Origin of the sequence: Pengzhenrongella phosphoraccumulans, from assembly GCF_045689905.1 — a bacterium.
Lineage (GTDB): Bacteria > Actinomycetota > Actinomycetes > Actinomycetales > Cellulomonadaceae > Pengzhenrongella > Pengzhenrongella phosphoraccumulans.
In genome coordinates, this window is sequence record NZ_CP144210.1 from 4,459,309 (window position 1) to 4,478,517 (window position 19,209).

At 73.4% G+C, this 19,209-nt stretch carries 17 protein-coding genes, 1 pseudogene and 2 riboswitches; of the genes and pseudogenes, 6 read left to right on the forward strand and 12 right to left on the reverse strand.

Going from position 1 to position 19,209, the window contains the following annotated elements; all coding sequences use genetic code 11:
• Nucleotides 1–8 precede the first annotated feature (8 nt).
• Genes VTA80_RS20625 through VTA80_RS20640 form a run of 4 tightly spaced genes read right to left on the reverse strand, consistent with a single transcriptional unit; the run spans nucleotide 9 to nucleotide 4,373 of the window.
• Nucleotides 9–854, reverse strand: a complete 846-nt coding sequence (locus VTA80_RS20625) for an ECF transporter S component (protein WP_407342931.1) — start codon at nucleotides 852–854, stop codon at nucleotides 9–11.
• Entirely contained in the window at nucleotides 851–2,542 is a 1,692-nt protein-coding gene (locus tag VTA80_RS20630) for an ABC transporter ATP-binding protein (RefSeq protein ID WP_407342932.1), read from the reverse strand. The genes VTA80_RS20625 and VTA80_RS20630 overlap by 4 nt, the downstream gene beginning before the upstream one ends.
• Complete coding sequence (locus VTA80_RS20635) at nucleotides 2,539–3,705, reverse strand: energy-coupling factor transporter transmembrane component T (RefSeq protein ID WP_407342933.1); 1,167 nt, start codon at nucleotides 3,703–3,705, stop codon at nucleotides 2,539–2,541. The genes VTA80_RS20630 and VTA80_RS20635 overlap by 4 nt, the downstream gene beginning before the upstream one ends.
• Before the next feature lie 8 nt (nucleotides 3,706–3,713).
• Complete coding sequence (locus VTA80_RS20640; RefSeq protein ID WP_407342934.1) at nucleotides 3,714–4,373, reverse strand: hypothetical protein; 660 nt, start codon at nucleotides 4,371–4,373, stop codon at nucleotides 3,714–3,716.
• Between the two features lie 142 nt (nucleotides 4,374–4,515).
• Nucleotides 4,516–4,593: riboswitch (cobalamin riboswitch) on the reverse strand.
• 99 nt (nucleotides 4,594–4,692) lie between these two features.
• Here VTA80_RS20640 and VTA80_RS20645 point away from each other — a divergent pair.
• The 4 genes from VTA80_RS20645 to VTA80_RS20660 all read left to right on the forward strand — a co-directional run bounded on the left by VTA80_RS20645 (nucleotide 4,693) and on the right by VTA80_RS20660 (nucleotide 8,211).
• Nucleotides 4,693–5,241, forward strand: a complete 549-nt coding sequence (locus tag VTA80_RS20645) for a cob(I)yrinic acid a,c-diamide adenosyltransferase (RefSeq protein ID WP_407342935.1) — start codon at nucleotides 4,693–4,695, stop codon at nucleotides 5,239–5,241.
• A gap of 113 nt (nucleotides 5,242–5,354) precedes the next feature.
• Entirely contained in the window at nucleotides 5,355–5,657 is a 303-nt protein-coding gene (locus VTA80_RS20650; protein WP_407342936.1) for a metal-sensitive transcriptional regulator, read from the forward strand.
• 62 nt (nucleotides 5,658–5,719) lie between these two features.
• The gene (locus VTA80_RS20655; protein WP_407342937.1) at nucleotides 5,720–5,947 is read left to right on the forward strand and encodes a heavy-metal-associated domain-containing protein; all 228 of its coding nucleotides are present in this window, start codon (nucleotides 5,720–5,722) and stop codon (nucleotides 5,945–5,947) included.
• Nucleotides 5,944–8,211: a heavy metal translocating P-type ATPase gene (locus VTA80_RS20660; protein ID WP_407342938.1), complete on the forward strand. Its 2,268-nt coding sequence runs from the start codon at nucleotides 5,944–5,946 to the stop codon at nucleotides 8,209–8,211. Before VTA80_RS20655 ends, VTA80_RS20660 begins: the two co-directional genes overlap by 4 nt.
• A gap of 23 nt (nucleotides 8,212–8,234) precedes the next feature.
• Here VTA80_RS20660 and VTA80_RS20665 read toward each other — a convergent pair whose 3' ends face one another.
• The 4 genes from VTA80_RS20665 to VTA80_RS20680 form a co-directional block, all read right to left on the reverse strand.
• Nucleotides 8,235–9,029, reverse strand: a complete 795-nt coding sequence (locus tag VTA80_RS20665; protein ID WP_407342939.1) for a C40 family peptidase — start codon at nucleotides 9,027–9,029, stop codon at nucleotides 8,235–8,237.
• A 1-nt stretch (nucleotide 9,030) separates the two neighbouring features.
• A riboswitch (cyclic di-AMP (ydaO/yuaA leader) is annotated at nucleotides 9,031–9,222 on the reverse strand.
• A 111-nt stretch (nucleotides 9,223–9,333) separates the two neighbouring features.
• Nucleotides 9,334–10,389: an NAD(P)/FAD-dependent oxidoreductase gene (locus VTA80_RS20670; protein WP_407342940.1), complete on the reverse strand. Its 1,056-nt coding sequence runs from the start codon at nucleotides 10,387–10,389 to the stop codon at nucleotides 9,334–9,336.
• Nucleotides 10,386–10,904, reverse strand: a complete 519-nt coding sequence (locus VTA80_RS20675) for an isoprenylcysteine carboxyl methyltransferase family protein (protein ID WP_407345830.1) — start codon at nucleotides 10,902–10,904, stop codon at nucleotides 10,386–10,388. The genes VTA80_RS20670 and VTA80_RS20675 overlap by 4 nt, the downstream gene beginning before the upstream one ends.
• An 18-nt stretch (nucleotides 10,905–10,922) precedes the next feature.
• Complete coding sequence (locus tag VTA80_RS20680; protein WP_407342941.1) at nucleotides 10,923–12,002, reverse strand: type III polyketide synthase; 1,080 nt, start codon at nucleotides 12,000–12,002, stop codon at nucleotides 10,923–10,925.
• A gap of 99 nt (nucleotides 12,003–12,101) precedes the next feature.
• On the opposite strand from VTA80_RS20680, the gene VTA80_RS20685 reads away from it, so the two are divergent.
• Nucleotides 12,102–12,941, forward strand: coding sequence for a UbiA family prenyltransferase (locus tag VTA80_RS20685; RefSeq protein ID WP_407342942.1), 840 nt, complete (start codon nucleotides 12,102–12,104; stop codon nucleotides 12,939–12,941).
• A gap of 17 nt (nucleotides 12,942–12,958) precedes the next feature.
• Here the strand turns inward: VTA80_RS20685 and VTA80_RS20690 are convergent.
• Both VTA80_RS20690 and VTA80_RS20695 read right to left on the reverse strand, forming a co-directional pair.
• Nucleotides 12,959–13,635, reverse strand: a pseudogene (locus VTA80_RS20690) (histidine phosphatase family protein).
• 68 nt (nucleotides 13,636–13,703) lie between these two features.
• A complete protein-coding gene (locus tag VTA80_RS20695) occupies nucleotides 13,704–15,104 on the reverse strand; it encodes an MFS transporter (RefSeq protein ID WP_407342943.1) in 1,401 nt (466 codons plus the stop codon).
• Between the two features lie 222 nt (nucleotides 15,105–15,326).
• On the opposite strand from VTA80_RS20695, the gene ppdK reads away from it, so the two are divergent.
• Entirely contained in the window at nucleotides 15,327–18,050 is a 2,724-nt protein-coding gene (ppdK, locus tag VTA80_RS20700; RefSeq protein ID WP_407342944.1) for a pyruvate, phosphate dikinase, read from the forward strand.
• Between the two features lie 99 nt (nucleotides 18,051–18,149).
• Here the strand turns inward: ppdK and VTA80_RS20705 are convergent, their stop codons facing one another.
• Complete coding sequence (locus VTA80_RS20705; protein ID WP_407342945.1) at nucleotides 18,150–18,632, reverse strand: TspO/MBR family protein; 483 nt, start codon at nucleotides 18,630–18,632, stop codon at nucleotides 18,150–18,152.
• Nucleotides 18,625–19,140 (reverse strand): molybdenum cofactor biosynthesis protein B, encoded by a 516-nt coding sequence (locus VTA80_RS20710; protein WP_407342946.1) that lies wholly within the window; start codon nucleotides 19,138–19,140, stop codon nucleotides 18,625–18,627. Before VTA80_RS20710 ends, VTA80_RS20705 begins: the two co-directional genes overlap by 8 nt.
• Nucleotides 19,141–19,209 lie beyond the last annotated feature (69 nt).

The following is a 19,209-nucleotide window of genomic DNA, read 5'->3' on the forward strand; positions in this document are numbered from 1 at the left end:
GGGGCCGATCAAGTGCCTGTTCGGAGCAGGTTTTCGGCGTCAGACAGGCCCGTCGGCGACCCGAAAACCGCGCGCGTCGCGCCGCGCCGCAGCAGTGCCAGAACGGGCCGCCCGACGATGAGAACGCCGAGTGCGGTCGTCACCGCGCGCCCCAGGTCCCAGCCGAGCGAGGTCGCGATGCTGAAGAACCAGAACCGTCGAAGGTTGTCCATGACGGGATCACCCGCGACGAACGACAGCGCGGTGCCCCCGCCGAGCTGGAACGGCCACCAGGACATGTTGAGCACCAGCCCGTACCCGATCCCGGCGAGGGCGGAGTAGGCGGCCAGGGCGACCACCTCGCGGCGCCCGCGCCACCGACCGGGCAGGAGCCCTGCGCCGAGGCCCACCCACGACGCGCCGAGCATCTGGAACGGCAGCCACGGGCCGACGCCGCCCGTGAGCAGCGCGGAGGCGAACAGCGTCGTCGAGCCGAGCGCGAAACCGAAGCCCGGACCGAAGGCGCGCCCTCCGAGCACGATGACGAGGAACACCGTCTCGACCCCGGCGGTCCCGGCCGACAGCGGCCGGAGCACCGCCCCCACGGCGGACAGCAGGCCGAGCATGGCGATCGCCTTGACGTCGATCCCGCCGTCGCTCAGCGTCACGAAGACGACGGCGAGCGCCGCGACCAGCACCCCGGCGAGCACGATCGGCGCATCCGTGCCCTGCGCGAGCGCCGCGGTCGGGTCGATCAGCAGCGGCCAGCCGAAGGCCAGCACGCCGACGACCGACGCGAGCGCGAGGACCAACGCCGTGCGAAGAGTCAGGGGAACCGCGGGGACCTGCGCCACCGGATCCTGGCCCGGCGTCACGCGCTCGCTCCCAGCGCGGCGCGCACGGCGTCGACGGTGAGCAGCTCGAGCGGTGCGAGCACCTTGGCGACCTGGGGCGCGAACACGGGCGAGGCGACCAGCACCTCGCGCGCGGTCCCGTCGGCGACGAGGTCGCCGTCGGCCAGGACGACCACGCGGCTGGCGCACCCGGCCACGAACTCGACGTCATGGCTGGAGAGCACGACGGCGACCCCGGCCGCGGCGCGCTCGGCGAGGACCTCGGTCAGGCGCCGCTTGGCGGCGTAGTCCAGGCCCCGCGTCGGCTCGTCCAGCAGGAGCACCGGCGGCCCCGCGGCCAGCTGGACGGCGAGCACGAGCGCCAGCCGTTGGCCCTCGGACAGGTCCCGGGGATGCGCCTGCGCGCTGACCGGACCGGCGATCCGGGCCAGCAGCCGTGCCGTGGAGCCGTCGTCGGCGCGCCCTTGCGCGTCCCCGGCGAGGCACTCGGCCCGCACCGTCTCGAGGTACAGCAGGTCCGACGGCGTCTGCGGCACCAGCGTGACGACCTGGCGCGCCTGGGAGGGGCGCAGCGTGGCCGGGTCGACCGCACCGGTCGGCGCGACGATCCGGACCGAGCCGCCCGACCGGGGCCCGGAGCCCTGCAGGGCCCAGAGCAGGGAGGACTTCCCGGCGCCGTTGCGACCCATGACCGCCACCACCTCGCCACCACGCACCTCGAGGTCGACCCCGCGCACGGCGTGCACCCGCCCGTGGCGGACGTGCAGGTCTCGCGCGACGAGCAGCGGGGGACCGGCGGGGGAGGCGAGCTCGCCAGCAGGGGTGCCGGAGGGCGCGACGCCAGCAGGTGGGGCCGGCGACCGTCCCTGTGCCGGCACCGCCACCGCGGCAGGCGACCGCTCGATCCGGGAGCGCAACGGCGCCGCGCGCCGTCGGGCATCGCGCACCGACAGCGGCAGCGGGTCCCATCCGGCCAGCAGCCCCAGCTCGACGAGCGGGGGCACGACGAGCGAGCCGGCGAGCACCTCGGCCGGGTTCCCGGCCACCGCCCGGCCGTCCGCGGCCAGGCTGATGACCCGGTCGGCGTACTGCACCACCCGCTCGAGGCGGTGCTCGGCGAGCAGGACGGTCACGCCGAGGTCGTGCACCAGCCGGGTGATGGCGGCGAGGACCTCGTCGGCCGCCGCCGGGTCGAGCGCCGAGGTGGGCTCGTCGAGCACGAGGATGCGCGGCTGATTGGTCATCACGGCTCCGAGTGCGACGCGCTGCTGCTCGCCGCCCGAGAGGTCGGCGAGCGGGCGGCCGCGCAGGTCGCCCAGCCCGAGCAGATCGACCACCTCCTCGACGCGCTTGCGCATGACCCCCGGCGACAGTCCGAGCTGTTCCATGCCGTACGCGAGCTCGTCCTCGACGGAGTCGGTCACGAACCCGGCGAGCGGGTCCTGCCCGACCACACCGACGACGTCGGCCAGGTCGCGCGGTCGGTGGTCGCGGGTGTCCCGTCCGTCCACGAGCACCCGGCCGGTCAGCAGCCCGCCCGTGAAGTGCGGGACCAGAGCGCACGCGGCCTGGAGCAGCGTCGACTTGCCGGCCCCCGTCGGGCCGACGACGAGGCAGAGCTCGCCCTCGTCGACGCGCACGGTGACGTCGCGCAGCGCGGGCCGTGACTGGCCTGAGTAGGTGACGCCGAGGTGCTCGAACGCGATCATCGCCCACCCCCGGAGCGGGTGGGCGCGCGGCCCGTGCTGCCGAGCAGGGCGGGGACGGCTGCGAGCAGGGCCGCGACGATAGCGACGGGCGGCACGCTCGGCCAGCGCAGCGGGCTCAGCGACGGGTCGAGGCCGGCGGGGTCCGTCCCGAGCACGCCGACCAGGAGCAGCGCGACCCCCGCTCCGCACGCGGCGATCACGGTCTCCTGGGTGCGCCACGGGTCCGGGCGGTAGCGGGTGCGCTGGACCCGGCGCCCGGCGAGCACCGATCCGCCGACGGCGATCAGCGCCCCGGCGACGAGCAGCGGGAGGCCGAGCCAGCCCGGCGTCGTGCCATCGAGCAGGCCGTACGTGCCCAGGGCCGCGGCGAGCAGCGAGATGAGCAGCGCGGCGGTGATCCGCGCGTCGCTGCGACCGGGGGCGGACCGGGCGTACCCACGCGAGTCCATCGAGGCGGCCAGGGCGAGCGAGCGTTCCAGCGAGTCCGCGAGCACGGGCAGCGCGCAGGTCAGGACGGAACGCAGGCCACGGTCGTCCTGGCCACGCAGCCGTTGCGCGCGGCGCACCCGCACGACGGACGAGACGAGCTGCGGGGTGACCGTCACGGCGATCACGACCGCCGTGCCGACGTGGTGCAACGAGGCAGGCAGGCAGCGCAGGGCGCGCTTGGGGTTGGCGAGCGCATTGGCGGCGCCGAAGCAGATGATCAGGGCCGCGAGCCGAAGCCCGCCGTACACCGCTGCGAGCAGCCCGGTCAGGTGGACCGGCCCGAGCAGGTCGACGCCTGCGGCCCAGCCGGGCAGTGCGACGGTCGGCAGGTCGACGAGCACCGGTCCGCCCGCCTTGATCCCGACCAGCACGTAGAAGGCCACGCGAACGACGATGATCACCGCTCCGAGCACGAGGTACGCCCCGAACGCCCGGGCCCACGGTGAGTCGTCCCGCCGCACCACGACCACGAGGATCGTGGCCGCGAGCAGCAGGCCGATCACCAGCGGGTTGGCCGTGCGGGTGATGGCGACGGACAGCCCGAGGGCCCAGGCCCACCAGGCGAGCGGGTGGACGGACCGGTCCGCCACCGATGCCTGACGGCGCGGCTCCGCCCGCCCAGGAGAAGGTGCTCCCGGGCGGGCGTCGACCGTGACCCGCGTCTGGGTGGCCATCGGTTGCCTCAGTCGCGACTCTCGTCGGCGGGACGCGCCCCTGCGCGGCGGCGCGTGACGACGACGACGGCGGCGGCCAGCAGGATCGCGACCGCCCCGAGCCCGACGACCGTGCCGGTCGACGGCCCGGTGGACCGGTCGAGACCCGTCGCCTCGACGACGGTCTCTTTAGCGGGCGCGGTCGCCGACGGGGCAGCCGCCGCGAGTGCGGCCGGCTGCACGCTAGGTCCCGCAGACCCGTCGTTGTAGCGCCAGCCCTCGATGGCGCCGGGTTTCGGATCGCTCGAATCGGCGCCGACGTCGTACGCGGTCCAGTCCGAGGTCGCGTCGGCCGACCAGTACGACCAGTACGACCCGTCGAACGCCACCGGGCACGGGTCGGGCGCGGAGTTGATCGTGCAGATCATGCCGGTCGGGGCGTCGGCGACGACGAAGCCGGCGTCGACCAGGGCCTGGCGGCCCGTGGCGGGATCACCAGCAGCGCAGCCGACGGCGACGTCACCGCCGAGATCGGTGAGGTCGACCACGACGCTGACACCGGAGGTGCCGGCGCACGCGCCGGCGGGGACGGTGGCGGACGGGACGGCCGCGGTGGCCGTGGAGACGGGGATCGAGACGAGCAGGGCGATCAGGGGGAGGTGGAGCAGAGCAGCCGTGGTCTTTCGCACCGGGTGCCTCTCGTGAGCGGTCGGCGACGGCCCGGCACCGGGAGCCTCGCACCACGTCCGGCAGAACCGGCCGAGCGGGCGGAGACGACGATCCGGACTCCGTCCCGCAGACCTCGGCGGATGGAGTCGATCGCCTCACCCAGGTGTTCCGGCTCGTCGTGACGGTGTGGCTGTCACGACCTACGGTTGCGGGTCAGCGCCGGACTTCGACCGGCTTCCCCTGAGTACGAGGCGGGTGGAGCACGTGCGCCTGCCCACATTCGGGCCGGCTGCGCGATTCTACGCTCGCACCAGGGCCTGACCGCGGGATCATGTCCGCATGCGCATCTACACGAAGACCGGAGACGACGGCACCACGGGACTCTTCCTCGGGGGTCGGGTGTCCAAGGGAGACGAGCTGGTCGACGCGTACGGCGACGTCGACGAGGCGGTCGCGCTGCTCGGGGTGGCCCGCAGCGGGTGCGCCGATCCGCAGCTGGCCGAGCTGCTCCTGCGGCTGCAGCGGGAGATGTTCGTCGTGGGCGCCGACCTGGCGGCGAACCCTGACCGGCGCGAACGGCTGGTCACGCGCGTCTCGCTCGTCGCGCCGGCCATGGTCGTCGAGCTCGAGGAGATCATCGACGCCCTGGTGACCGAGCGGCCGTTGCGGCCGGTGTTCGTGGTCCCCGGGGCGACCCCGACGGGCGCCGCCATCGACCACGCGCGCACGGTCGTGCGCCGCGCGGAGCGGCACGTCGTGCGCGCCCAGGGTCACGGCCACCCGGCGAGCCGAGACGCGCTGCGCTACCTCAACCGGCTCTCCGACCTGCTCTTCGTCCTGGCCAGGAACGCGGCTGGAGAGGTCGACGAGCCCGCCAGCCGGGCGTGAGGGAGCGGATCTGACAAAGTACCCCCGGAGGGTATATCTTCGACGGAGAAGGTATACCCGTGGGGGGTATAGATCCTGCGGGCATCACGTACGGACACGCGAAGGAGCGGTCGATGGACCACCCGTTGGACCACCCGCCGGGCTACACCGCCACGAAACAAGCTCAGCTCAAGCGTCTGCGCCGGATCGAGGGCCAGGTCCGCGGGCTGCAGCGCCAGGTCGAGTCCGACACGTACTGCATCGACGTCCTGACCCAGGTCAGCGCGGCGACGAGAGCCCTGGAGTCGTTCGCGCTCGGGCTGCTCGAAGAACACCTCAGCCACTGCGTCGCCCAGGCCCTCGCGGCCGGTGGCGCCGAGGCTGACGCCAAGGTGAAGGAGGCCTCGGTCGCTATCGCTCGGCTCGTGCGTAGCTGACCGCGCCATCACCCACCCCACCCCACTTCACCACAACAACCATCACCACCAGGGGAGTCACCATGACCACCACGACCGACTACATCGTCACGGGTATGACCTGCGCGCACTGCGTCGCAGCTGTCACCGGTGAGCTGACGGCGCTGGACGGCGTCCAGGCGGTCTCGATCGAGCTCGTCGCCGACGGCGAGTCGACGGTCACCGTGCGAAGCACCGGGCCGCTGCCCGAGACTGCCGTCCGCATGGCGGTCGACGAGGCGGGCTACGTGTTGCAAGGTGCCCGCGCATGACCCCGACCGTCGCGCCTGACCCCGTCCCCGTTGCCGGCACCGTCGCCGGCACCATCGAGCTCTCGATCGGCGGGATGACCTGCGCCTCGTGCGCGGCCCGCGTCGAGAAGAAGCTCAACCGGATGGACGGGGTCAGCGCGACGGTCAACTACGCCACCGAGAAGGCCAAGGTCTCCTATGCGCCGACGGTGTCGCCGGCAGACCTGGTCGCCACGGTCGAGGCGACCGGGTACACCGCGGCACTTCCTGCTCCGCCCCGCTCGGGCGCCGGGGCGGACGAGCCCGACCCGGCCGCCGTCGTGCGTCGGCGCCTGATCGTGAGCGCCGTGCTGGCCGCGCCGGTCGTCGCGCTCGCGATGGTCCCGGCGTGGCAGTTCGACTACTGGCAGTGGGTCTCGCTCGTGCTCGCGGTGCCGGTCGTGACCTGGGGTGCGTGGCCGTTCCACCGCGCCGCCTGGACCAACCTGCGCCATCGCGCCGCGACGATGGACACCCTCATCAGCCTCGGCGTCCTCGCGGCCTTCACCTGGTCGTTGTACGCCCTCTTCTTCGGCGGCGCGGGCGAGCCCGGCATGAGCATGCCGTTCACCTTGATGCCGTCGAGCGCGACCGGGGCCCCCGAGATCTATCTCGAGGTCGCCTCTGCCGTGACCGTGTTCATCCTGACCGGGCGGTACCTCGAGGCCCGTGCCAAGCGCAGCTCCGGGCAGGCGCTGCGCGCGCTGCTCGAGCTCGGCGCCAAGGACGTCGCGGTGCTGCGCGACGGCGCCGAGGTCCGCATCGCCGTCGAGGAGCTCGCCGTCGGGATGCGGTTCGTCGTGCGCCCTGGGGAGAAGTTCGCGACCGACGGCACCGTGACGGACGGCGTCAGCGCCGTGGACGCCTCGATGATCACCGGCGAGTCGGTGCCGGTCGAGGTCGGACCGGGCGACGCCGTGGTCGGCGCCACCACCAACGCCGGCGGACGGCTCGTCGTGCAGGCGACCCGGGTCGGCGCGGACACCCAGCTCGCCCAGATGGCCCGGCTCGTCGAGGACGCCCAGAACGGCAAGGCCGACGTCCAGCGCCTCGCGGACCGGGTCTCGGCCGTGTTCGTGCCGATCGTGATCCTGCTGTCGCTGCTGACGCTCGTCGGCTGGCTCGTGCTCGGACCGAACGCGCAGGCCGCCTTCACGGCCGCCGTGGCCGTCCTCATCATCGCGTGCCCCTGCGCCCTCGGCCTCGCCACCCCGACGGCGCTCATGGTCGGCACCGGTCGTGGCGCGCAGCTGGGCATCCTCATCAAGGGTCCGCAGGTCCTCGAGTCCACCCGTCGGGTCGACACCATCGTGCTCGACAAGACAGGCACGGTGACCACGGGCCAGATGAGCCTCGTCGAGGTCGTCGCCGCCGCGGGAGCGAACGAGGGGGAGGTCCTGCTGCTCGCGGGCGCCCTCGAGCACGCGTCGGAGCACCCGATCGCGCGCGCCGTCGCCGACGGCGCGCGGGAGCGCTGCGGCACGCTCCCGCCCGTCGAGAGCTTCGCGAGCACCGAGGGACGCGGCGTCGCCGGGGTCGTCGACGGGCGCGCCGTGACGGTCGGACAACGCACCTGGCTGGCCGAGGACTGGGCCCAGCACGCCCCCGCGGCCCTGGTCACCGCGGCCGACGCCGCCGAGAGTCAGGGCCGCAGCCCCGTGTGGGTCGGCTGGGACGGCGAGATCCGCGGCGTCGTCGTGGTCGCGGACACCGTCAAGGTGTCCAGCGCCGAGGCGATCGGCGAGCTGCGCCGGCTCGGCCTGCGCCCGATCTTGCTCACCGGGGACAACGCCCGGTCGGCCGCCGCGGTCGCGGAGCAGGTCGGCATCCATCCGCAGGACGTCATCGCCCAGGTGCGCCCGGCCGACAAGGTCGAGGTGATCCGCCGGCTGCAGGCCGAGGGCCACGTCGTCGCGATGGTGGGCGACGGGGTGAACGACGCCGCCGCTCTCGCGCAGTCCGACCTCGGGCTGGCGATGGGCTCGGGCACCGACGTGGCCATCGAGGCCAGCGACCTGACGCTGGTGCGCTCGGACCTGCGGTCGGCCGGGGTCGCGATCCGGCTCTCGCGGCGCACCCTCGGCACCATCAAGGGGAACCTGTTCTGGGCCTTCGCCTACAACCTCGCGGCACTCCCGCTGGCAGCCGCGGGGCTGCTCAACCCGATGATCGCGGGCGCCGCGATGGCGTTCTCGTCGGTCTTCGTCGTCACCAACAGCCTGCGGTTGCGCCGCTTCGAGCGCTGACCGCCGACGCTGGCGGTCCGCGGTCAGCTGATCCGGATGAAGACCGGGTTGGAGAAGTAGATCGCGCGGAACTGGACGCTCCCGCCGGGCTGCGGTGCGTCGATCAGCTGATCGCCACCGGCATAGATCGCCACGTGCCCCGGGTGCCACACGAGGTCGCCGGGCTGGGCGTCCGCACGCGAGACGACCGTGCCGGCGTTGCGCTGGGCGCTGGAGGTGCGCGGGAGGGCGATGCCGAGCTGGGCGAACACGTAGGAGGTGAAGCCGGAGCAGTCGAACCCGCTCGGCGTGGTGCCGCCGTACACGTACGGGACCCCGACGTACCGGGCCGCGATCTCGATCACGGCGCTGCCGTTCGCGCTGGCGGGGGCCGGTGCGCCCGTGGTCGTCGGGATGGCGGCGCGCACTGCGCTGCGAGACGCGGCCCGCGCCCGGACGGGCGGCGGCGGGTCGGCGACGACGGTGAGCGCGGGGATGTCCAGCGCCCATGCCGAGTCGGCGGCGACGCTCACCACCGGCGCGGACGCCAGCACCGCACGAGCGGCGGAGGTCAGCGCGGACGTGTCGACGCCCGTAGCCACGCTCTCGGCCGGGAGGGCGCCGGCGGCTGACGGCACCGCGACGCTCGCGTCACCGGGCTCGGCGGCACCGGCCGGTGCGGCCATCGCGGAGACCACGAGACCGGAAGCGGCAGCGACGACGACGGATCGCCGTCCGACCGACGCGAGGCTGCCGGTGGCTGCGTCCGCGAGGTCACCGAGCATGGTGCTCGGTCGACCGGTCGCGCGATGACGGGCGGGCGTGGTGCTCACAGCCATGGTGACCTCTCCGGTCGCCTGTGGGGTGAGCTGTCGGGTTCGGGCGGAAGTCGCGCCCGGCGGGTCGAGGTACCGACCCGCTTCACCCCAAGGACACCGACTGGCGGCGCCCGACGATCGTGGTTCCCCCGCTCCTGCCAGCGAGAAGTCCTGGTGCCCAGACGGTGGTGGCAGGACTCGGCGGTCCACCTTGGGCGTACCTGAGGATGAACCTCAGGGACGCTCGACCCTACCGCGCCGAGGGGCTGCGAGGACAAACCGATCGCCTCGGGGCAAAAGCGCGCCTGCTATGCGGCAATTCGTCCTAGCGCGCAAGGCGTTCGACCACCGCGCCGAAGGCCGACGGCAGGTGCACCGCGGTGGGCACGATCACCCGGCGTAGCGGAGAGGTCGCCAGGGCCACGAGCGCGGTCGTCAGCAGGCGGTAGTCGCGGGTCGACGCCGACCAGGCGCGCTCGTACGCTCCGGCGTCGTCCAGGTGCGCGACGGCGGCGGCCGCCTGGGCGAGCCCCACCCGGAGCCCCTCGCCCGTGAGCGCGTCGACGTACCCGGACGCATCACCGACGAGGCGCACCCGGCCGGCGGTGCGTCGCGACGTGCGCTGGTGCAGCGGACCGGCGCCGCGCAGCGTGCCGGCAGGCTCGGCCCCTCGAAGCCGCTCGGCGAGCTCGGGAAAGGTCGCGAGCGCACCCGCGTAGTCCGTGTGGGGCGGCCCGAGCAGTGCCACGCCGACGACGTCGTCGGCCACGGGCGTGACGTACGCCTCGACCGTCGGGCCCCAGTGGACCTCGACCAGGTCGGTCCACGGTGCGACGCGGAAGTGCTGTCGCAGGCCGAACCGGCGCCGGTCGCGGTCTCCCCGACCCCGCGGCGGCCCGGCTGCGGGCCGGTCGAGCCCGACGACCCGGCGGACCGTCGAGTGCAGACCGTCGCAGCCCAGCAGCCAGCCGGCGCGCAGGCCTGCGGCGGAGACCGTGTCGTGGTCCTGCTCGATCGTCCCGACGCGCCCCGCCACGCGCCGCACGCCGAGCGCCGTCGCGCGGGCGTCCAGGGCGGCGTGCAGCGTCGTGCGCCGCACCCCGAGCCCGGGGCCGGACTCGAAGTGGTGGTCGGCGTGCAGGTCGCCGCCGCGGTACCCGATCCCGAGCAGCGGGTGACCCTGCGGGTGCACCCCGATCCGGGCGAGGGCCGCGACCGCTCCGGGCATCAGCCCCTCGCCGCAGGCCTTGTCGATCGACGCGCCCCGCGGCTCGACGACGACGACGTCCAGGCCGGCCAGTCGCGCTTCGATCGCGGCCGCCAGCCCGATCGGCCCGCCGCCGACGACCAGCACATCCGTGTCGCGGGTCGCGGTGCTCATGCGGCGGCGACCAGGGCGCGCTCCTCGGTCGGGATACGGAACCCGAGCAGCAGCACCGCGTTGAGCACCGTGAACACGAGCGCCGTCAGCCAGGCGGTGTGCACCAGCGGGAGCGCGATCCCCTCGACGACGACCGCGACGTAGTTGGGGTGCCGCAGCCAGCGGTACGGCCCGCGATCGACCAGGGCGAGGCCGGGGACCACGATCACGCGCGTGTTCCACTGCGGGCCGAGCGTGCCGATGCACCACCAGCGCAGGGCCTGGCTGGCGAGCGCCGCCACCAGCGCGAGCCAGCCGAGGAGCGGCACGAACGGTCGATCGGCGACGTGCACCTCGACGACGCAGGCCACGAGCAGCCCCGCGTGCAGCAGCACCATGGGCGGGAAGTGGCCCCGACCCGCCTCGACGCCGCCGCGGGCGAACGCCCATCGGGCATGGCGGGTGGACACGACGAGCTCCGCGATCCGTTCGACGGCGACGGCCGCGATCAGGGCATCGAACGCGATCACGCTCAGGGCAGGCACGGCGCGCCCTCAGCCCTGGTCCGGCCAGCGGAGCAGCACGAGCTCGGCACTGATGCCCGGGCCGTGGGCGAAGAGCACCCCGGGGTCGCCCGGCTGCTGACCGCCGAGCGCGAGCGTGTCCGCGAGCACGTGCAGCACACCGGACGAGGACAGGTTGCCGACGCGCGCCAGGGACTCCCAGCTCAGCGCGAGCGCCGCGGTCGGCAGGTCGAGCACCCGGGCTGCGGCCTCGAGGATCTTGGGGCCGCCGGTGTGCGCGACCCACGTCGTGATGTCGCCCGGCTTCAGGCCGTGCCCGGCGAGCAGGTCCACGACGTCGTCGCGCAGGTGACGCCCGACGACGTCGGGCAGGTTCGCCTCGAGCACGATCCGGAACCCGCTGCCGCCGATGCCCCAGCCGAGGACGTCCTGCGTCTCGGGGTACAGGTGGCTGCGGGTCGCGATCACGTCCGGCCCCGCGACGCCCGTCGTCCGCGCACGCTCGTCGCCCACCATCACGACGGCGGCCGCACCGTCACCGAACAGGCCGCTCGCCACGAGGTTGGCCATCGAGTCGTCGCCGGGCTGCATCGTCAGCGAGCAGAGCTCGACCGAGACCAGCACCCCGACGTCGCCGGGATGGCCTTGGAGGTAGTCGTGCACGCGGGCGATCCCGGCGGCGCCCGCGACGCAGCCGAGCCCGAACACGGGCAGCCGCTTGACGTCCGGGCGCAGCCCGAGCCGGGCGACGAGCAGGGCGTCGATCGACGGCGCCGAGATGCCGGTCACCGAGGTGAACAGGATGAAGTCCACCTCCTCGGGCGCGATCTCGGCCGCCGCCAGCGCGCCGCGCAGCGCCCGCTCGGCCAGGTCGGTGCCGAGCGAGATGAACAGGTCGTTGGCCTGGCCGAAGGTGGTCAGGTCCCGATAGTCCTCGAGCGGCATGGCGAGGTGACGGGTCCGCACACCGCTGCTCGCGTGCAGGCGCTCGAGCACCGCACGGCGTGTGGACCCTTCGGTGGTGAGAAGTGAACCGATCGTCTCGGTGATCTCGTGCTGGGGGTAGCAGAACTCGGGGAGGACTCCGGTCACCGATGCGATGCGCGACATGTCGGCATCGTGCCATGCCGCGCGTTTTGAGGCCGGGATTCCGCCCGGTTGGTACGGTCCACGACAACATCGGTGGCGATCGCGGGGGAGGGGTGAGCGGTGCGGGGTCTGAGGGCGACGATCGGCGGGCTGGCACGCTCGTGCCACCTCGGACCGACGCTGGCGGTGACGGCACTGACGACGGCCCTCGCCATCGGTGTCGGCGCCGACCTGCGCACGTGCGTCCTGATCGGGGCGGCGATCTTCACCGGTCAGCTGTCGGTCGGCTGGTCGAACGACTGGATCGATGCGGGGCGTGACCTCACGGTCGGGCGATCCGACAAACCGATCGTCGCGGGCGCGGTCACGACCCCCACGGTGCGCACCGCTGCGCTCGTCGCGGTCGCGTGCTGCGTGCCGCTGTCCCTCGCCACGGGCTGGCGCGCCGGGGGCGTGCACCTCGTCGCCGTCGGCGTGGCCTGGGGCTACAACCTCGGGCTCAAGTCGACCCCCTGGTCGTGGGTGCCGTACGCGGTGTCGTTCGGCCTGCTCCCGGCCTTCGTGGCGCTCGCCCTGCCCGAGCACCCCTGGCCCGCAGGGTGGGCCATGGCGGCGGCGGCGCTGCTCGGCGTCGGCGCGCACCTTGCCAACGTCGTCCCGGATCTCGAGGACGACCGGACGACCGGCGTGCACGGGCTGCCGCACCGGCTGGGGCGCACGGGGTCGACCCTGCTCGCCCCGGCGGCGCTGCTCGCCGCGACGGTGCTCATCGTGCTGGGCCCGACCGGCAGCCCCAGCGGGACCGCGTGGCCCGGACTGCTCGCCGCGGCCGGGATCGCTGCGGCCGGGGCTGTGGTGGCGTTCACGCGGGCGGGCAGTCGGGTCCCGTTCTACCTGACCATGGCCGTCGCGGGGGTCGACGTCGTGCTGCTCGTGGCGGCCGGGCCCGTGCTGGTGTAGCGGTTCGCCTCGTACCGTCAGGCGAAACCGGGCTCGAGCCCGTCGCGCGAGTCGCGTGCCGGCGCGTCGAGATCGGCGCCGGTCCACGACACGGCCCGCCAGCCCGCGGTCGGCGCGCCCTCGAGGATCACGGTGCCGGTGTTGGGCAGCGTGTGGGTCGCGCCGAACGCGGCATCGAGGTTCTCCGCGCGCGAGCTCGTCCAGACGCGGATCGCCCCCCCGTGGCTCACGAGAAGAGCCGTCCGGTCGGCGCCGTCGTTGGCGTCGTCGTCGTCGTCCAGAGCGCACGCCTCCGCGACGACGGCGTCGAACCGGGCGAGCACCTCGTGGCCGTTCTCACCCCGGGCATCCGCCGATCGAGGTCCCCGGCCGGCCAGGCGAAGACCGTTCTGAGGTAGCGCTCGACCGACGCCACGTCGCCGCGCATCTCGAGCTCTCCCGCCGCGACCTCCCGGATCCCGGCCCGCACCTGCACGTCGAGGCCGAGCGCCGCCGCCACCGGGGCCGCCGTCTGCTGCGCGCGGAGGAGGCTCGACGCGTACACGGCACCGATGCGCTCACGGGCGAGCGCCGCCGCGAGCACGACGGCCTGGTGGGCACCGAGGTCGGTGAGACCGGGGCCGGGTTCAGCGGTGTCGAGCAGGTGCAGCACGTTCGACGGGCTCTGGCCGTGCCGCACGAGGATGAGGCGCACCGTGGACTCCTTCGCGGGCTGGTGGGTCGGGTTTCGAGATCATCATGCGGCCTGGCGGAGCCAGATCCTCACTCGTCGAGCACCAGGCCACGGCGTTCGGGCAGGCGCAGCGAACCGAGGGCGGCGACCACGAAGACCCCCGCGAACACGGCGAACAGCAGCGACGTGCCGCCGAGCTCCCGCAGCACGGGGACGGCGAGCGGGGCGAGGATCGACGCGATCCGGCCGATGCCGGCGGCGGAGCCGGACCCGGTGCCGCGCAGCCGCGTCGGGTACAGCTCCGGGGTGATCGCGTACAGGGCGCCCCACGCGCCGAGGTTGAAGAACGACAGCAGCATGCCCGCGGTCACGACCTGCGCCGTGCTGTCCGCCCCGGCGAACAGGCCCGCTGCTCCGGCGGAGCCGAGCAGGAAGAGGGCGAGGGTGGGCCGGCGCCCCCAGCGCTCGACCAGGACGGCCGACACGGCATACCCGGGCAGCTGCGCGAGGGTGATCACGAGGGTGAAGCCGAACGAGCGCACCAGGGACAGGCCGGACGCGTACAGCAGCGTCGGCAGCCAGATGAACGCGCCGTAGTACGCGAAGTTCACCGCGAGCCACACCACCCACAGCGCGAGCGTGCGGTCACGCAGGTCGGGCGACCACAGATCGCGCAGCCGCGGCGGTGCGGTTCGCGCGGCGTCGTCGGCCGGACCGTCGTCGGTCGGGCCGGCCCCGGCTTGGCCGGCCGCGTCGGTCGTGCTGACCTCGACGACGGCCGCGACGTCGATCCCCGCCGAGCGCTCGAACCGCCGGACCGTCGCCTCGGCCTCCGCGTGCCGCCCGCGGCCCTCGAGGAACCGCACGGACTCGGGCAGCCCGCGCCGCACGACCACCGCGTACAGGGCCGGCAGGGTGCCGATGGCCAGCGCCCAGCGCCACCCGTCGTCGCCGAGCGGCACGACGAGGAACCCGATGACGGCCGCCAGCGTCCATCCCAGCGCCCAGAACGCCTCGAGCGCCACCACCACCCGGCCGCGGATCCGCGGCGGCGCGAACTCGCTCACCAGGGTCGATGCCACCGGCAGCTCGGCCCCCAGCCCGAGCCCGACGACGAGCCGCCAGACGATCAGCGAGCCGACGGACCACGACAGCGCCGAGGCACCGGTGGCCAGGCCGTAGACCAGGAGCGTGAGCGCGAAGACCTGCCGACGTCCGACACGGTCGGCCAGCAGCCCGCCGATGCTGGCGCCGAGCGCCATGCCGACAAAACCGGCCGACGCGATCCAGGACAGCTCAGCGGGGGAGGCGTGCCAGCTCACGGCGAGCGCCGCGAGCACGAACGAGATCAGGCCCACGTCCATCGCGTCGAAGGCCCACCCCGCGCCAGAGCCGACGAGGAGCCGCAGGTGCTCGCGGGTGAAGGGCAGCGCGTCGAGCCGTGCGGTGCGCGTCGTCGAGCGGGGACCTAGATCGGTCGTCGTGGTCACGTCGGGTCATGATTCCACTCCGTGACCAGGGTTCACCCCGCGCGCACCGCGTCGAGCCGTGTCGGGTCGTGTCGGGTCGATACCCCCTCCGACCTGCGCAAACTTCCCGGCGTGCCGCGGGGGGGCCATTGGTCCCGTAGTCCCCTGGGTGCGGACGCGGCACAATCGCAAGCAACGGGCCGACGACGAGGTCGGCCACGTGTCGAAACGGGAGGCGCAGCGGTGGCCGGATACGTATATGACTTCAGCGCAGGCAACAAGGACATGAAGGACCTGCTCGGTGGCAAGGGTGCAAACCTTGCCGAGATGACGAACCTCGGGCTACCGGTACCGCCCGGATTCACCATCACCACGGAGGCCTGTCGCTCCTACCTGTCGAGCGGTGAGGTCCCGCCGGAGCTCCGGGTCGAGGTGACCATGGCGGTTCGCCGCTTGGAGGACACCCTCGGTCGTCGTCTCGGCGACTTCCACGACCCGCTGCTGGTGTCGGTGCGCTCGGGCGCGAAGTTCTCGATGCCCGGCATGATGGACACCGTCCTGAACATCGGCTTGAACGACGCGTCTGTGCAGGGGTTGTCCGACTACTCCGACGACCCGCGCTTCGCCTGGGACTCCTACCGACGCCTGATCCAGATGTTCGGCAAGACCGTCCTCGGCATCGACGGCGACCTGTTCGCCGACGCGTTGGACAAGGCCAAGGCAGCGCGGGGGGTCACGAGCGACGTCGACCTGACCGCCGCGGACCTCGAGACGCTCGTCGGGACGTTCAAGGCGATCGTCCTGGCGCAGTCCGGGCGGGAGTTCCCGCAGCACCCGCGCGAGCAGCTCGACCTGGCGATCGTGTCGGTCTTCGAGTCGTGGAACACCGATCGGGCGCAGATGTACCGCCGCCGCGAGCGCATCCCTCACGACCTGGGTACCGCGGTCAACGTGATGACCATGGTGTTCGGCAACCTGGGCACCACGTCGGGTACGGGCGTGTGCTTCACCCGCGACCCGTCCACCGGCGTCACGGGGGTCTACGGCGACTACCTGTCGAACGCTCAGGGTGAGGACGTCGTCGCCGGCATCCGCAACACGCTGAGCCTGGCCGACTTCGAGGCGCTGGACCCGGCCGCGTACGCCGACCTCACGCAGGCCATGCGGCGGCTCGAGACCCACTACCGCGATCTGTGCGACATCGAGTTCACGGTGGAGCGCGGCAAGCTGTGGATGCTGCAGACCCGCGTCGGCAAGCGGACGGCGGCAGCGGCATTCCGCATCGCGACCCAGCTCGTCGACGAGCACCTCATCACGATGGACGAGGCGCTCGAGCGGGTCACCGGTGCGCAGCTGAGCAAGCTCATGTTCCCGCAGTTCGACTTCCGTTCCGAGAAGATCCTGCTGGCCACCGGCATGGCGGCCTCTCCCGGGGCTGCGGTCGGCTCCGCGGTCTTCGACTCCGTCACCGCGCAGCAGTGGCGCGCCGAGGGCAAGGACGTCATCCTGGTCCGCCGCGAGACCAACCCGGACGACCTCGGCGGCATGATCGCCTCGGTCGGCGTGCTCACCTCGCGCGGCGGCAAGACGTCGCACGCGGCGGTCGTGGCGCGCGGCATGGGCACCACCTGCGTGGTCGGTGCCGACGACATCGTGGTCGACGCCACCACCGGCCGATCCTTCACCGCCGGTGGTTACACCGTCGCCGAGGGCGACGTCATCGCCATCGACGGCAGCACCGGTGAGGTGTTCCTGGGCGACGTCCCCGTGGTCCCCTCTCCGGTGGCGCACTACCTCGAGCACGGTCTCGAGGCGGCGATCGACGCTGCGGGCGACGACTCGGAGATCATCGACCTCGTCGAGGCTGTCGACCGGATCCTCACGCACGCCGACTCGGTCCGCCGGCTCCACGTGCATGCCAACGCCGACACGGCCGACGACGCTCGCCGGGCACGGTCCCTCAACGCGCAGGGCATCGGGCTGTGCCGCACCGAGCACATGTTCCTCGGGGAGCGTCGCGTGCTCATCGAGCGCGTGATCCTCGCCGTCGAGCCGGCCGAGAAGCAGGCGGCGTTCGACGCGCTCCTGCCGCTGCAGATCGCCGACTTCACCGACATCCTCGAGGTGATGGACGGGCTCCCGACGACCATCCGCCTCATCGACCCGCCACTGCACGAGTTCCTCCCGGACCACACCGAGCTCGCCGTCAAGGTGGCGCTCGCGAAGGCACGGGGCGAAGCTGACCCGCACGATCTCGCGCTCCTCGCTGCGGTGCAGCGGATGCGGGAGGCCAACCCGATGCTCGGGCTCCGCGGGGTCCGGCTCGGGCTCGTCATCCCGGGGTTGTTCGCCCTCCAGATCCGCGCCGTGGCCGAGGCCGCCGCGGCCCGGATGCTCGCCGGTGGGGACCCGCACGCCGAGATCATGGTGCCGCTCGTCGCTTCGGTGATGGAGTTGCACCTGGTGCGCGACCAGGCGCTCGAGATCATCAAGGAGGTCGGCGAGGCTGCCGGCGTCGCGCTCCACATCCCGGTCGGCACCATGATCGAGCTGCCGCGCGCCTGTCTCACGGCCGGACGGATCGCGGAGGCCGCCGAGTTCTTCTCGTTCGGCACGAACGACCTGACGCAGACGACCTGGGGCTTCTCACGGGACGACGTCGAGGGCGCGTTCTTCGACGAGTACACGGCGCTCGGGGTGCTTGCGGTCTCGCCGTTCGAGTCCGTCGACACCCGCGGCGTGGGTCGCCTGATCCGGATCGCGGTCGAAGAGGGCCGCGCGGTTCGCCCCGACCTGATGATCGGGGTGTGCGGGGAGCACGGCGGTGACCCGGAGTCGATCCACTTCTTCCACGAAGCCGGACTCGACTACGTCTCCTGCTCGCCGTTCCGCGTGCCGATCGCTCGGCTCGAGGCCGGCCGCGCCCAGGTGGCAGCACCGGGGCAGGGCTCGGGCGACAGCCGCTGACCAGCACCGAGCACACGGCTGCGGGCCGCGACACCGACACCGGTGTCGCGGCCCGCGGTGCGTTGCGGGCCGGCGCTTCGATCGTGTGCCGGACGGCCGCTACGCCGTGGCCGCGAACCCGACCGCGAGGCTCGTGGCCACGGTGAGCCACAGCGCGTAGGGCGTCAGGACGTACCCCGCCCACGGCACCGCCCGCCAGGCGACGACGACGAGCGCCCAGGCCAGCACGGCCGCCACGGTGAGCGCGATCGCCGCCGCCGTGAGCCGGTGCGGCACGTAGAAGAGGTAGGCCCACGTCAGCGCGCCCACCGACGATGCCACGAGCAATCCGAGCCAGGGGAGCGAGGTCGCCGGCGGCGTCGTGAGCGCGATCGCGAGCCCGGCCACCACCAGGGCGATGAAGTTGTAGGGCCAGGCGACGCCGAACACCCAGTCGGGCGGCTGCCACGACGGTTTCACGAGACCCGCGTACCACCCGGGGTCGCTCGAGACCCACCGGGTCGCGAGGCCCGCATAGGCGACGACCGTCACCGCGACGCCCGCCGCGACGAGCGTGCTCGCCCGGACACCGAGGTCAACCATGGTGGTCCCCGCCCGCGAGCTGGTCGAGCAGGTGGGGGAGCAGGGGGAGCAGCACAGCGAGCCCCTGCTCGACGGCGGACGGCGAACCCGGCAGGTTCACGATGACCGTCCCCCCTGCGGTGACGCCCGCAAGCCCCCGGGACAGCACTGCCGTGGCCACGTGCCGAGCGCCTTCGCGTCGGAACGCCTCCGCCAGACCGGGCAGCTCGCGCTCCAGAAGCCCGACCGTCCCCTCCGGGGTGAGGTCACGCGGCCCGACCCCGGTGCCGCCCGAGGTCACGATCACGCGAGCGCCGTCGGCCAGGGCACCCGTCAGCGCGTCTGCCACGGACCGGACGCCGTCGGGCACGATCCGGACGGGCTCGACGCGATAGCCGGCCGCGGCCAGGAGCCCCGCCGCGCGCGGACCGGACCGATCCACGGCGACACCGGTCGAGCACCGGTCGGACACCACGATGACCGTGACGGGTCCCTCGAGATCGGGGTTCTGCGCAGCGGGAAGGTTCACCGGCACACGGTACCGGGCCGGCCGATGCCGACGCTCTGGCGCGTTTTCACCCGGTGTGAGACCAGTTGT